The organism is Loigolactobacillus binensis, from assembly GCF_005405165.1.
Taxonomy (GTDB): domain Bacteria; phylum Bacillota; class Bacilli; order Lactobacillales; family Lactobacillaceae; genus Loigolactobacillus; species Loigolactobacillus binensis.
This window is the reverse complement of the sequence record NZ_BJDN01000031.1, coordinates 16,643-31,366: the sequence shown is the minus strand read 5'-3', so window position 1 is coordinate 31,366 and position 14,724 is coordinate 16,643. Positions and strand designations below refer to the sequence as shown.

Below are 14,724 nucleotides of genomic sequence, written 5' to 3'. Positions count from 1 at the left end.
ACGCGTGATACGTAGTGTCCATTATGACTTAGCTCGCAAAAGCCACAGTTAGCGCAATGTTTCTGGTCGAACTTAACCGTGGCTATATATACTTTTGCGCGCTTAGCTTTAATCACTTGATAGTTATATTTGTAAAAAACTACATTTGGGTCTTTAATACTGAGCGCAAATTTTATATTATTATCTACAGGGTCCATAAGTTTTCACGTCCTTTAAAAAAGATGCTGTAGTGGGTGGATTTTTTAGGTGCGAGGCTTATGGGCCTTTTTTATTTTGCACTAAAAAATCCTGCTAATAGATTACCATGTTAAGTAAGCTATCAACAGGAAAAAGTATAGAACCAAATTTTTAACGTGTACTGTCAGTAGCTTTGGTGACTGGTGGTACGCGTTTCTTTTTATGTTTAATACGAATTTATGTTCGTATTTAGGCAATTCTTTAGAGAAGTTTAAGCGAATTTTTGTTATAATGTTGAGTTGAATGATGTGGCGCCGAGTTAGTTTAACTTGGCGTTTTCCAGTTGTAATAGATAATAATAAAAAACGGGGGACGAACAATTTATGGCCACAACGGATTTGTTAACGGGCATGAACGACAAACAGCAAGAAGCAGTTAAGCAGACGGAAGGGCCATTATTGATCATGGCCGGTGCCGGCTCAGGTAAAACACGGGTCGTGACGCACCGAATTGCCTACCTGATCGAAGACTTAGATGTCGCACCGTGGCATATTTTAGCGATCACGTTTACCAACAAAGCGGCTAAGGAAATGCGCGAACGGGTGGCTAATTTACTGAACGAACGAGCTGAAGCGGTGTGGGTCTCGACATTCCACGCTTTGTGCGTCCGAATTTTACGCCGGGATATTGATAAAATGGCAGGTGACTATAATCGTTCATTTACCATTGCTGATCCTGGTGAACAAAATACGTTGATGCGCCGGATCTTGACGCAGCAAAATATTGATCCTAAAAAATTTACCCCACGTTCGATCCTTGGTGAGATCTCCAACGCGAAGAATAAGTTACAAACCCCAAAAGATTACGCCGCTGCTACCACATCTCCGTTTGAAGAGATTGTGGCTAAATGTTACGAACCTTATCAAAATGAATTAGAAGCTAATCAGGCCTTAGATTTTGATGACTTGATCATGATCACCATTGATTTATTCCGCAGCGTTCCGGATACGCTGGCTTATTATCAGGATAAATTTCGCTATATTCATGTTGACGAATATCAGGATACAAACCAGGCACAATATACGTTGGTGAATTTACTGGCCCAAAAACACCATAATTTATGTGTTGTCGGTGATGCTGATCAGAGTATTTATGGCTGGCGTGGTGCTGATATCAGTAATATCATGAACTTTGAAAAGGATTATCCAGAAGCTAAAACAGTTATGTTGGAACAAAATTACCGTTCGACACAGACTATTTTGCAGGCTGCTAACGCGGTGATCAACAACAACGTCTACCGTAAGCCTAAAAAACTGTGGACTGAAAACGCGGCCGGCGATAAAATTTCTTATTATCGCGGTCAAAATGAGCATGATGAAGCACGTTTTGTCGTTGCTAAAATTCAAGAAGAGATGCAAGCCAATCATTTTGGGTACGGCGATTTTGCCGTTTTATACCGGACTAACGCCCAGTCGCGGACGATCGAAGAAAATTTGGTCAAAGCCAATATCCCTTATAAAATGGTGGGTGGTCATAAATTCTATGACCGTAAAGAGATCAAGGATCTGCTGGCATATCTGCGGGTGATCGTCAATCCAGAAGATTCCATCGATTTTGAACGGATCGTCAACAGTCCTAAACGAGGAATCGGTAATGGAACTTTGGATAAGCTACGTGATTTCGCCAATTATAATAATTGGTCTTTGTTAGAAGCAGCGCGTAATGTGGATCTGGCCAATGGTATTGCTACGCGCGCGCGCCATACACTAGGCAGTTTTGCGACTACCATGACGGCATTACGCGATAAGCGGACTGAGTGGGACGTCACTGAATTGACTAACCAAATGCTGGACCAAACTGGCTATTTAGCAGCATTAAAGCAAGAAAAAACCTTAGAAGCGCAAACCCGGATCGAAAATATTCAAGAATTTCTTTCTGTTACAAAGGAATTCGATGATGGGTATGTCGCTGAAGATGATGCGGATAGTGATCGCTTTGTTGATTTCTTAACTGATCTGGCTTTGGTATCGGCACAAGATGATATTGAAGAAGAGAATAACGAAGTGACGTTAATGACGTTACACGCCGCTAAAGGGCTGGAATTTCCGGTGGTTTTCATGATGGGGATGGAAGAAGGCATTTTTCCATTGTCGCGGGCGCTGCTGGAAAACGATGAGCTGGAAGAAGAGCGACGTCTAGCCTACGTTGGGATCACGCGGGCTAAGAAAAAGTTATATTTGACCAATGCCTATTCACGAATGCTATATGGTCGCACGCAAAGTAATCCAGTATCCCGTTTTGTTGGCGAGATCGATGAAGACTTGATTTTATTTGAGAACAAAACGGCCGGCAGCTTATCTGAGCGGAATATTCCGTTTAGTAATGCTCGGCAGGCTAATAATTATGCACGGGCAACGGCCACAACTTATCAGACACGGCGCGGAACGGCAGCAAAAGCGGTGACTAATTCGCCAAGTACTGGGGCCGAAGATAAAACTTGGCAACCTGGGGATAAAGTGACGCATAAAAAATGGGGTGAAGGAACGGTGGTCAAAGTCAGCGGCAATGGCACTGATGCTGAGCTAGACATTGCCTTTAAGTCCCAAGGCATCAAACGCTTGTTAGCAGCCTTTGCACCGATCACTAAAGTAACGGATTAAGTATATTAGGAAAGAAGGTGGCACCTGCTGGAAAGAACTCCGGTGGGCAACCAATGGCTTTAGAAAAACCAATCGAACAATATTCAGAGCAAGAAGCGAGTGCAGCGGCATTGGCTTTGCGCAATATTTTAGAGCAATGGAGTCAGGCCTATTACACGGCGGATCAGCCTTTGGTCGAAGATCATGTTTATGATGAAAACTACCGCGATCTAGAGGCATTAGAGCACGCGTTTCCAGTGATCGTTACCAGTGATTCGCCGACCCAACAAGTCGGGGGTCAGGTGCTGCCAGGTTTTACTAAGGTTACCCATGAACAGCCGATGTTGTCGATGGGTGATGTGTTTTCCGTGGCTGAATTAGCCAATTTTGACCAGCGCCTACGTAAAAATGTGACGGAAGATTTTGATTATAGCGTTGAATTGAAAATCGATGGGCTGGCCATTTCTTTAGTGTACGAAGATGGTGTTTTTGTGCGGGGGGCCACACGGGGGAACGGTACGATCGGCGAGGATATCACGCGTAATTTGAAAACCATTAAGTCGATTCCCCAAAAGCTAACTGAACCATTATCAATCGAAGTTCGGGGCGAGTGCTATATGCCGCGGATCTCCTTTGCTAAGTTAAACGAACAACGAGAAGCAGATGGGCTGGCAACGTTTGCCAATCCGCGAAATGCTGCGGCCGGTAGTTTGCGGCAGTTGGATTCGCGTGTGACTGCAGCCCGGAATCTCGCAACCTGGATCTATACTTTGACCGATTATGCAGCACTGAACGTTACCACGCAGGCCGAAGCACTGGCACGTTTGGCAGAGCTTGGCTTTGCCGTTAATCCAACCACTAAAGTCTGTCACTCGTTAGCAGAGATCAATGCCTTCATTGCAGAATATCAAGAAAAACGGAATCAATTGGCTTATGATATTGATGGGATCGTGTTAAAAGTTAATTCTTTGGCATTGCAGGCTGAGCTAGGCAATACTGTCAAAGTACCGCGCTGGGAAATTGCGTATAAATTTCCGCCTGAGGAAGCCGAAACGGTGATCCATGCCATTGAATGGACTGTGGGCCGAACTGGTGTTGTGACGCCAACTGCGGTGATGGATCCTGTTCAATTAGCGGGCACCACCGTTGCGCGGGCTACTTTGCATAACGGTGATTTAATTGCACAAAAGGACATTCGGCTTAACGATACTGTGTTGATCCACAAAGCCGGTGATATCATTCCGGAAGTGTCCACCGTTTTAACCGCAAAACGTGCGGCTGATAGTCAGCCTTATGCAGTACCGACCCATTGTCCTTCCTGTGCGTCGCCGTTGGTCCACTTGGAAGATGAGGTAGCTTTGCGCTGTATCAACCCTAAATGCCCTGCACAGATCAAGGAGCAGCTGACCCACTTTGCTTCGCGTAACGCGATGAACATCGCTGGTTTAGGCCCACAGATTGTGGAACAGTTATTTACCCGGGGTTTGGTGACAGATGTTGCTGATCTGTATCAGTTAACTTTAGCCCAATTATTAACTTTAGATAAATTTAAAGAAAAGTCGGCTAATAATTTATTACAAGCGATCGAGCGTAGCAAGGCTAATTCGCTGGAGCGTCTGTTGACTGGCCTAGGTATTCGCCATGTTGGTGCGAAAATGGCCCGCTCATTGGCCGAACATTTTGGTGATATGGCCAGCTTACAGGCCAGCAGCGCCGAAGCCATCGAAGCAATCGCGACTTCGGGAGCAATCATCGCTAATAGTGTCCGCACGTATTTTGATGCTCCGGAAGTCGGCCCGCTGATCACGCAGTTAAGCGCTGCGGGGGTGAATATGCGCTATTTAGGCCCGCAACCGACTAGTGCTGCTACTACACCATTTTCTGGTAAAACGATGGTACTTACCGGAACTTTGGAACGGCATAAACGAGCTGATCTAACCACGCAACTAGAGGATCTTGGTGCTAAAGTGACCAGTAGTGTCTCCAAGAAGACGGATATTGTGGTTGCAGGAGCTGATCCCGGTAGTAAGTACACCAAAGCACAAAAATTAGGGATCACTATCTGGGACGAGGCAACTCTGGAAGAAAACTTGCAGAGTTTAACTGACTAGCGGTATCATGGTTTCTAAGGTACACCTTTGCTATTAGCTTTGGTCATTAGAAATATGCTTTACTGTGGATATTACTACGGTTAATGTGGACATGGTCAATAATGAACAGGTGCCTGTCCGACTAGTTGCGCTTTTAGCAACGTAGCGAGGAAGGACATCCGTCGCGAAGATCAAAGGTTTCGGTACGAAACTTATCCTTAATAATGAACAGGTGCCTGTCCGACTAGTTGCGTTTTTAGCAACGTAGCGAGGAAGGACATCCGTCGCGAAGATTGAAGGTTTCGGTACGAAACCTATTCTTAATAATGAACAGGTGCCTGTCCGACTAGTTGCGTTTTTAGCAACGTAGCGAGGAAGGACATCCGTCGCGAAGATCAAGGGTTTCGGTACGAAACTTATCCTTAATAATGAACAGGTGGAGGAAACATTGTGAAACGATTTAGCACAATTTTAGCTTTAGCAGTCAGTGTGATTTTGTTAACTGCATGTGGCCGGTTAAATTCGTCTGGTGTGGGGACCACTAGTAGCACCAAAACTAAAAGTTCAATTCAAACTACTGGTCAAACTTCGGATAATGAATATCAAGGTGTCATTCAAAACGGTAAGTATAAAACCAGCAAGGCCCGCGGATTGACGCAGGATCAAAATACTAATGGTTATAACCTAAAGAGTTTTGAAAATGGTCTGCAAAGCATTTCGCAAAAACAATTTGCGACGGATGATTATATTTTCCAAGAAGGACAGTATTTGAAGAAGGCCACCGCCCAAAAATGGTTGGCGCGAAAATCGAAGAGTAATACTAGCGGATTGAACCCAGTGGACAATGGCCAAACCGATGCTACCAAACGTAATCCGGATTATTTACAGGCAATCGAAGAGCAAGATTACATGACGCAATCTGGTAGTAATTTAAAGCTTGGCGGGATGACGATCGGGTTGGCAATGAACCAAATCGATTATTACCAAAAAGAAGAATATGGTGCAACCTATGAAACTAGTATCTCTGAAGCTAAAATGACTAGTGAAGGTAAGTCGATGGCTAATAAAGTAGTTGCACGGATGCGCAAAACTGAGGGTGTCGGCAATGTGCCGATCGTTATTGCTTTATACAAACAGGCGACAAATGATAGCCTAGTTGGTGGCACATTCTTTGCGTACGGCATTAGTCGTGCTGGCAGTAAAACTATCAGTGAATGGCACAACGTTAATGAAGCCAATTACACCTTACCGGTTGTTGGTAGTGCTAAGTCAGGCAACTCTAGTGATGCGGAGGCCTTTAGTACCTTTAAATCACAAGTTGAGTCGTTCTTCCCTAATTTGTCAGGCGTTACGGCGCAGACACACTATAAAGATGGTAACTTAGCGGGGATGAACATCACGATCAACACCCAATTTTATAGTGAAACAGAAATTAAGAGTTTTACCCAGTATTTGGTTACGGCGGCTAATAAATATTTACCAAGTGAAGCGGCAATTGAGATCACAGTTAAATCGACTAATGACACGCAAGCTTTCATCGCGCGTGAGGCCGGTTCTAAGAGTTTCTATAGCCATGTTTTTGGTAGTTATTGATTGTTGCTTTAAACGTCCCTTAAATAGGAGCGTTTTTTTAATATTAGAGTACTGACATGGTTTCACATTGTCCACTCATTAATTAAAGAATGAAAGCTCGTTCTTAAGGGGAAGTTGTGCTAAACTGAAAATTGGTTGTTTCTTAACCTGAGAATATGAGATTTAATTAAGAATATTTCTGGAGGGACATAACGTGAAGCAAAAACGTCTTTTACGCCTTAGCTTAGGCTGGCGGATCGTGCTCGGTTTAGTACTTGGTTTAATTGTTGGGGCGCTTTTTTACCAAAATAAAATGGCGATCGCCATTTTGAATCCGATTGGCACGATTTTCATTAATTTGATCAAAATGATCGTCTTGCCGATCGTTGTTTCCTGTTTAGTTGTAGGGATCGCGAAAATGGGCGATATCAAAAAATTAGGCCGTGTCGGGGGTAAAACGCTGATTTATTTTGAAATCATGACGACGATCGCTATCGCTTTAGGTTTGATTGTGGGTAATTTAACGAAGCCAGGTGATACGATCAATATTCAAACGCTGAGCAAGGTTTCGATCAGTCAATATACAGCTACGGCTAAAACCGCCTCGAATCATGGCTTGGCTGATATTATTATGAATATTGTCCCAACTAATTTTTTTGACGCTTTAGGTAAAGGTGATATGATCCCCGTCATCTTTTTCACGGTTATGTTCGGCTTAGGTATTGCGGCCATCGGTAAACGCGGCCAAGTGTTAACCGATTTTTTTGAAGCAACTTCGGAAGTCATGTTTAAAATGACTAATTGGATCATGCAGTTAGCGCCAATCGGTGTTTTCGCGCTGATCGGTGTAACGATCGCGCAATTCGGGCTCAGCGCATTAAAACCGCTGGCGTTGTTCCTATTGATCGCTTACGCAACAATGATCGTTTTCGTGGTGGTAGTAATGGGGTTGGTGGCACGGCTGTTTCACCTGAATATTTTTGATTTACTCAGGGTGATCAAGGATGAAATGGTTCTAGCTTTTTCAACTGCTAGTTCTGAAGCAGCTTTACCGCGGATCATGGAGAAAATGCCCCGCTACGGTGTTAGCCAAGGGATTGCTTCTTTCGTTATTCCCACCGGCTATACCTTCAACTTAGATGGTTCAGCGATCTATCAATCGTTAGCCGCCTTGTTTCTGGCCCAGGCTTACCATATTCATTTAAGCATCGGCCAACAGATTACTTTATTAGTGGTATTGATGATTACTTCTAAAGGGATGGCCGGGGTGCCAGGTGCCTCGTTTGTCGTCTTGTTAGCGACGATCACCACGATCGGTGTGCCTGCATCTGGTTTAGCATTTATTGCTGGGATCGATCGTTTAGTTGACATGGGCCGCACTGCCGTCAACGTGGTCGGCAATTCGCTAGCTGCACTGATCATTGCCAAATCAGAGCATGAATTTGATGAAAATAAGCAACAGGCTTACCTGGCGGCGATCAAACACGCGCCAGCAGTTAAAAGTCATTAACCATAATTGCACTTTTAAATCAGGTTTGGCGAGAAGTACCGCTTAAAAGATTGTTACAAAACAGTTCTAGTTTTTTTGAAAAAGAAGCGGTAAAACACCGCTTCTTTTTTTCACCGTGAATCGCTATCGGCTGCGGCACGTGCTATAATAATTACATTGTGGCCGCGTTTGCAGTTTTTCAAACCTAATCCTTTACTGTAACAAAAATTTGCAGGAAAATTAGGCTTTTCAGGTTAAGCTGTTCACGGTAAACTATAATAAAGTAATCAAAAAATGAAAGAGAGGCCAGAGAATTGGCAATTAGTAAAGAGCAAGTTAGTCACGTTGCGAACCTCGCCCGTTTGTCTTTTAATGATGAAGAATTAAGCCAGTTTACTGATCAAATGAGCAAGATCACTAATATGTTCAACCAGTTACAAGAAGTTGATACAACTGATGTTGAACCGATGACCCACGTGGTCGATCTTGTGAATGTTGTTCGCGATGATGTACCCGCGCCAGCAGATCCAGAAGAACGGACAGCATTATTAAATAATGCACCGGACACTGAAGACGGCTACATTAAGGTACCTGCGATTTTCAATAATGGGGAGGATTCGGCTGAATGAACTTCTTTGACAATGATTTGACCACGATCCATAACCAATTAGTTAATCACGAATTGACCAGTTATGAATTGACTAAACAAACAATTGAAGCGCTAAAGGCAACGGATCAAAAAATCGGGGCTTTTTTAACGTTGGATGAAGAGAATGCCTTGGCAACTGCTAAAGCGATTGACGAAAAAGGCATTGATGCAACCAACTTATTAGCCGGTATTCCCATCGCCATCAAGGATAATATTATGACCAAGAATTTACGAACCACTGCGGCCAGCAAAATTCTGGAAAACTTTACGCCGGTTTATGACGCAACTGTGATGGAAAAAGTACATGCTAACGATTTAGTTGTTATCGGTAAAACTAACATGGATGAATTTGCTATGGGTGGTTCAACCGAAAATTCAGCCTTCAAAGTCACTAAAAATCCTTGGGACACCACTAAAGTGCCTGGCGGTTCTTCTGGTGGCTCGGCGGCGGCGGTTTCCGCAGGGATGGTGCCGTTTGCGTTGGGTTCCGATACAGGTGGTTCAATTCGGCAGCCTGCTTCATTTACCGGCGTTGTCGGTATGAAACCAACTTATGGTCGCATTTCCCGGTGGGGCTTGATCGCTTTTGGGTCAAGTTTGGATCAAATCGGCCCGTTCTCCCGCAGTGTAAAAGACAACGCGGCTTTATTAAATGTGTTGGTTGGTGAAGATAAACGTGATGGTACCTCTGTGGGTGGCCATGAGGCTGACTTCACCGCTAAATTAGATGCCGGTGTTAAAGGGCTGCGGATCGGCCTACCGAAAGAATATTTAGGCGCAGGTGTGCAACAAGAAGTTAAGGATGCTATTTTAGCTGCAGCTGCTAAGTACCGTGAATTAGGTGCAACGGTGGACGAAGTATCTTTACCACACTCTAAATATGGTGTGGCTGCTTACTATATTATTTCCAGTTCAGAAGCTTCTTCTAACTTACAACGTTTTGACGGTATCCGTTATGGTGTCCGGGCTCAAGATGCTAAAAACTTAGATGATGTTTATGTACATTCACGGACACAGGGTTTTGGTCCTGAAGTTAAACGGCGGATCATGCTAGGTATGTATTCCTTGTCTGCAGGTTATTACGATGCCTATTTCAAAAAGGCCGCTCAGGTACGGACCTTGATGCGTCAAGACTTTGCTAATATTTTTAAAGACCATGATTTGATCTTAGGCCCAGTTGCGCCAACCACTGCTTATGGTATCGGCGAAGATGTTACTGATCCGTTGACCATGTATGCAGGTGACGTTTTAAGTGTGCCGGTGAACCTTGCTGGTCTACCTGGTCTATCCTTACCAGCCGGCTTTGCCAACGGTTTACCGATCGGCATGCAGTTGATCGGTAAGTCATTTGACGAAACGACACTGTATCAAGCTGGTTATGCCTTTGAACAGGCAACTGATTTCCACAAACAAGTCCCAACGTTAGGGGGTAACGACTAGTGAACTTTGAAACGACTATCGGACTTGAAGTCCATGTTGAATTAAAAACAAAATCAAAAATGTTTAGTCCATCGGCCAACGAATTTGGCGATACCCCGAATATGAACACTAACGTGATCGATTGGGGCTATCCAGGTGTACTGCCTAGCGTCAATAAGGGTGCGTTGGAATATGGGATGCGCGCGGCATTGGCTTTAAACGCCACGATTGCCAAAGAGAATCATTTTGATCGGAAAAACTATTTCTATCCAGATAATCCTAAGGCTTATCAGATCACGCAGTTTGAACAACCGATCGGCCATGATGGCTGGGTGGAAGTTGAATTAGAAAATGGCGCGACTAAAAAAATTGGCATCGAAGAATTACATTTGGAAGAAGATGCCGGTAAAAATACCCATCGCGGCCAAAATTCTTACGTCGATCTAAACCGCCAAGGCACACCATTGATCGAAATTGTCTCAAAACCTGATATGGCTTCGCCTGAAGAAGCGTATCAATATTTGGAAACTCTGCGGCAAGTCATTCAATTTAGCGGCGTGTCCGACGTTAAAATGGAAGAAGGTTCTTTACGGGTCGACGCCAATATTTCGATTCGGCCAGTTGGTCAAAAGGAATATGGGACTAAAACTGAATTAAAGAACATCAACTCCTTTAATTACTTACGTAAGGGTTTGGAATACGAAGAAAAGCGCCAAGCACAGATCTTGTTATCTGGTGGCACGATTCGCCAAGAAACTCGGGGCTACAATGAAAACACCGGCGAAACTGTTTTACAGCGGGTCAAGGAAGGCTCCGATGATTATCGTTATTTCCCCGAACCAGATATTCCACCGATCCACATTAGCGATGATTGGATCGCAGAAGTACGGCGTTCGATTCCAGAAATGCCAGCGGCGCGGCGGCAACGTTACAGCAAAGAACTTGGCCTAAGTGCTGCTGATGCTGCAGTTTTGACGCAAAGTTTGGAAATGGCTGACTTCTTTGAAGCTACCGTTGCGGCCGGTGCTGACGCTAAATTAGCGGCTAACTGGTTACAAGGCGAAGTTAGCGCGTACCTGAATGCCGAAAAATTAGAGTTAGCGGGTACGGCTTTGACACCGACTAACTTGGCCACGATGATCAGCTTGATCACGGACGGTACGATCTCTTCGAAGATCGCTAAGAAAGTTTTCAAGGAAATCATTACTAAAGGTACTGAACCTAAGCAATGGGTTGAAGCCAAGGGCTTAGTTCAATTATCTGATCCAGCTAAATTATTACCAATGATCACGGAAATTTTGGATAATAACCAACAATCGATCACTGACTTTAAAAATGGTAAGGATCGTGCGATCGGTTTCTTAGTTGGTCAAATCATGAAGCAAACGCACGGCCAAGCTAATCCTAAGGTCGTTAATCAGTTGCTGATCCAAGAATTGAAAAAACGCTAAGTTAAACAGTAGCGTGTGGGCCTAAAATCGTTTTGACCTACATGCTAGAATCGTGTTCAAAATCAGTAGGTGACTAGGACTTTTGTCCCGCGCGTCATAGCTATTTGAACACATTAAAAGGAGGTTTTCCCATGCAGCAGCGGGCGCGTATTATTTATAATCCTAAGGCTGGTCATGAGGGCCTGAAGCAAAGTATGGTCGATATTTTGGCGATCTTTGAACAGGCCGGCTATGAAACTAGCGCCTATGCAACCACGCCGGAGCCACTTTCTGCGCAAAATGAAGCCACCCGCGCAGCCCAAGCAGGTTTTAGCTTGGTGGTGGCAGCTGGCGGTGATGGTACGATCAATCAGGTCGTCAACGGCTTGGCAGGCTTAAAAAAGCGACCGAAAATGGCGATCATTCCGGCGGGAACCACTAACGATTACGCACGGGCACTGAAAATTCCCCGGGATGATCCGGTGGAAGCCGCTAAAATCGTTTTGAAACAACGAACGATCAAAATGGATATCGGTCGCGCCGACGAAGAATATTTCATGAACATCGCCGGTGGGGGCTTCTTAACTGAACTCACTTACGGGGTACCCTCAGAAACCAAATCAATTTTTGGTTATCTAGCGTATTTACTTGAAGGTGCCCGGATGTTGCCGCAAATTAAGCCAGTACCAATGCATTTAGTTTATGATGATGGCGAATTTAAAGGTGATGCTTCCATGTTTTTGCTCGGTTTGACTAATTCCGTTGGTGGTTTTGAAAAGGTGGCACCGGACATTACGCTAGGAGACGGCCGTTTCTCGTTGATCATCGTTAAAACCGCGAACCTAGCCGAATTGGTTCGCTTGATCACGTTGGCCATCAATGGCAAACACTTAAACGATCCCCGGGTAGTTTACATTAAAACCCATAAGTTAGTTGCCAAAACCATGAATGGTGCAGAAATGAAGATCAATTTGGACGGTGAATTTGGCGGCACAGCGCCGATGACTTTCACTAATCTAAAGCAACATTTAGAAATTTTTGCTGACGTTGACGCAATGCCAAAAACAGCACTAGCGGTTGAAGATGCTGTTGGTATACCAGAAACACCGGTGAAACCAAAAAGTAAAGTATAAAAAACGTATTAAGCGTGTATAAACGGCAAGCTACGTTACGCTAACTTGCTAAAAATACTGTTCTCCGTTAGAATAGAGAACAGTATTTTTTTATGTTCGGTTGACGTCTGAAATATATTTTAAACGGCCAATTTTCTGCTTAGCCGCAATCGCTGAATTAAATTATGCAGAGGTCGCGGGTAACACTTATATCTGGACGTTTTTTGAAAGCACGCTTACAAGGAGAAAAAATGAAATTTATCGCACCAGTAACAAAAAATGAAGAGCTCACCGCAACAATCATTGACCTAACTTATGAGGGCATGGGGGTTGCTAAAGTAGCGGATTATCCATTGTTTATTGAAGATGCTTTACCTAGTGAAGAGGTAAAGCTTGTCGTGACCAAAGTGGGCAAAAATTACGGTTATGCCCGCGTATTAGAACGATTAACGGATAGTCCTGACCGGGTAGAATTGCCTAACAAAGCCTATATGCAGTCAGGAATCGCACCTTTGGGGCACTTAAGTTATGCTGCCCAATTGAAGTTTAAACAGCAGCAGTTACGGAACGTGTTTCAAAAAAATCATTTGGCTATCGAAGTTTTACCAACAATCGGCATGGCTGATCCTAAAGGTTATCGTAATAAGGCCCAAATTCCAGTGCGCCAAGTCAATGGTCAACTAGAAACTGGCTTTTACCGGAAACGCAGTCATCAATTGATCCCCTTGGAAGATTTCTACATTCAAGATCCAGAAATCGACCGTGCCATTGTGATCGTGCGCGATCTTTTACGCCAATATCACGTACCTGCTTATGATGAAGCACGTAATCGTGGTATCATGCGCAATATTATGGTTCGCCGCGGGCATTTCAGTCATGAAATGATGATCGTTTTGATCACCCGAACCAAGGAAATTCCCCAGCTACAAAATATCATTAGTGGAATTGTCACCAAGTTACCACGTGTTGTCAGCATCATGCAAAGCGTTGTGCCGAAGCCAACGAACGTCGTTCTTGGCCGTACCGTTAAAAAATTATATGGCAAAACATATATTCATGATGAGATTCTTGGCCATACTTTTGACGTGTCGGCGTTGTCTTTTTATCAAGTCAACCCATTACAAACAGAGAAACTTTACCAAACGGCCATTGACGCTGCCCATTTAACCGGTAAAGAAACGGTGATCGACGCTTATTCTGGAATTGGCACGATCTCGTTGTCGTTGGCTAAACACGCCAAGTACGTCTATGGGGTTGAAGTCACCGAAGCCGCCGTCGCTGATGCCAAACGTAACGCCAAGCATAACGGCATCCACAACGTGAAATTCCAACTAGGTTTAGCTGAAAAAGTCATGCAAGAATGGCGTGATGATGGTCTAGAAGCTGATGTCTTAGTCGTTGATCCACCACGCAAAGGCTTAGCTAGCACTTTTGTCGAAGCCGTTGGCGTTATGAAACCAAAACGGATCGTTTATGTTAGCTGTAATCCAGCAACGCTTGGTCGTGATATTGCGCTACTGCAAGAATTTGGTTATCATGCCGAGAAAACCCAACCAGTGGATATGTTCCCATTGACACAGCACATTGAGTCGGTGACTGCGTTGACCTTGAACTAAAAGCTTCGTTTAGGTTGAAACTTAATAGTATGATTTAGGAAAGCAGAACCCTATTGGCCCTGCTTTTTTTACTATGACGACAGGGTATTTTTCTTACTCAGCGAATCAATTTGGTTGCGATGGACCGCACCGTTTATCAGGCTAGCCGGCCTAGTAGACTAATCGTAGAACCTGGCCAATTAAAACAGCTACAGCAATTGGCCCAACCGGATTTGCAGGAATTAAGGCTGGCTATTTTAGAATATAAGCGTGCCGGCTCTCAAGAAGGCATCACTGATTTGCTGATGGCGGAGGTCAAGCGGTTAGGATAGATAATAGATAACCCCCCTACCATTATGGCAGGGGGGTCAGTGCTAATAAGGATTCGGTAGCTTGCCGAACCATTTATTATAAGGTCCCGGAAAAGATCAAATAGAAAGATGATAGCTGATTAATAAAATAGTTTTAATAGTAGTACCATAAATCCAATTATGACCAATAACGACTTTTGCGTTACCTTCAAACTTATTTCAAATTTAATAAGCATGCCCT

At 44.1% G+C, this 14,724-nt stretch carries 10 protein-coding genes and 1 pseudogene; 10 read left to right on the top strand and 1 reads right to left on the bottom strand.

Annotated features, from left to right (window positions below; genetic code table 11):
* Positions 1 to 197: pseudogene (locus tag FFM78_RS14035) on the bottom strand (ISL3 family transposase); the annotation flags it as partial.
* A gap of 363 nt (positions 198 to 560) precedes the next feature.
* Here FFM78_RS14035 and pcrA point away from each other — a divergent pair.
* The 10 genes from pcrA (at position 561) to FFM78_RS11655 (ending at position 14,504) form a co-directional block, all read left to right on the top strand.
* Complete coding sequence (gene pcrA / locus FFM78_RS11700; protein ID WP_137638602.1) at positions 561 to 2,837, top strand: DNA helicase PcrA; 2,277 nt, start codon at positions 561 to 563, stop codon at positions 2,835 to 2,837.
* A 53-nt stretch (positions 2,838 to 2,890) separates the two neighbouring features.
* Positions 2,891 to 4,927 carry an NAD-dependent DNA ligase LigA gene (gene ligA, locus FFM78_RS11695; RefSeq protein WP_137638601.1) on the top strand — a complete coding sequence of 679 codons (2,037 nt, stop codon included), beginning with the start codon at positions 2,891 to 2,893 and terminating at the stop codon, positions 4,925 to 4,927.
* Between the two features lie 429 nt (positions 4,928 to 5,356).
* Entirely contained in the window at positions 5,357 to 6,499 is a 1,143-nt protein-coding gene (locus FFM78_RS11690; protein ID WP_137638600.1) for a CamS family sex pheromone protein, read from the top strand.
* Positions 6,500 to 6,692: 193 nt separating this feature from the next.
* Positions 6,693 to 7,988 (top strand): cation:dicarboxylate symporter family transporter, encoded by a 1,296-nt coding sequence (locus FFM78_RS11685; protein WP_137638599.1) that lies wholly within the window; start codon positions 6,693 to 6,695, stop codon positions 7,986 to 7,988.
* A 293-nt stretch (positions 7,989 to 8,281) separates the two neighbouring features.
* Positions 8,282 to 8,596 (top strand): Asp-tRNA(Asn)/Glu-tRNA(Gln) amidotransferase subunit GatC, encoded by a 315-nt coding sequence (gene gatC / locus FFM78_RS11680; protein ID WP_137638598.1) that lies wholly within the window; start codon positions 8,282 to 8,284, stop codon positions 8,594 to 8,596.
* The gene (gene gatA, locus FFM78_RS11675; RefSeq protein ID WP_137638597.1) at positions 8,593 to 10,056 is read left to right on the top strand and encodes an Asp-tRNA(Asn)/Glu-tRNA(Gln) amidotransferase subunit GatA; all 1,464 of its coding nucleotides are present in this window, start codon (positions 8,593 to 8,595) and stop codon (positions 10,054 to 10,056) included. Before gatC ends, gatA begins: the two co-directional genes overlap by 4 nt.
* Positions 10,056 to 11,486, top strand: a complete 1,431-nt coding sequence (gatB, locus tag FFM78_RS11670; protein WP_137638596.1) for an Asp-tRNA(Asn)/Glu-tRNA(Gln) amidotransferase subunit GatB — start codon at positions 10,056 to 10,058, stop codon at positions 11,484 to 11,486. The genes gatA and gatB overlap by 1 nt, the downstream gene beginning before the upstream one ends.
* A 131-nt stretch (positions 11,487 to 11,617) precedes the next feature.
* Complete coding sequence (locus FFM78_RS11665; protein WP_137638595.1) at positions 11,618 to 12,598, top strand: diacylglycerol kinase; 981 nt, start codon at positions 11,618 to 11,620, stop codon at positions 12,596 to 12,598.
* Positions 12,599 to 12,828: 230 nt separating this feature from the next.
* Positions 12,829 to 14,193: a 23S rRNA (uracil(1939)-C(5))-methyltransferase RlmD gene (gene rlmD, locus FFM78_RS11660; protein WP_137638594.1), complete on the top strand. Its 1,365-nt coding sequence runs from the start codon at positions 12,829 to 12,831 to the stop codon at positions 14,191 to 14,193.
* Positions 14,194 to 14,312: 119 nt separating this feature from the next.
* Positions 14,313 to 14,504 carry a hypothetical protein gene (locus tag FFM78_RS11655; protein WP_137638593.1) on the top strand — a complete coding sequence of 64 codons (192 nt, stop codon included), beginning with the start codon at positions 14,313 to 14,315 and terminating at the stop codon, positions 14,502 to 14,504.
* Positions 14,505 to 14,724: the final 220 nt, after the last annotated feature.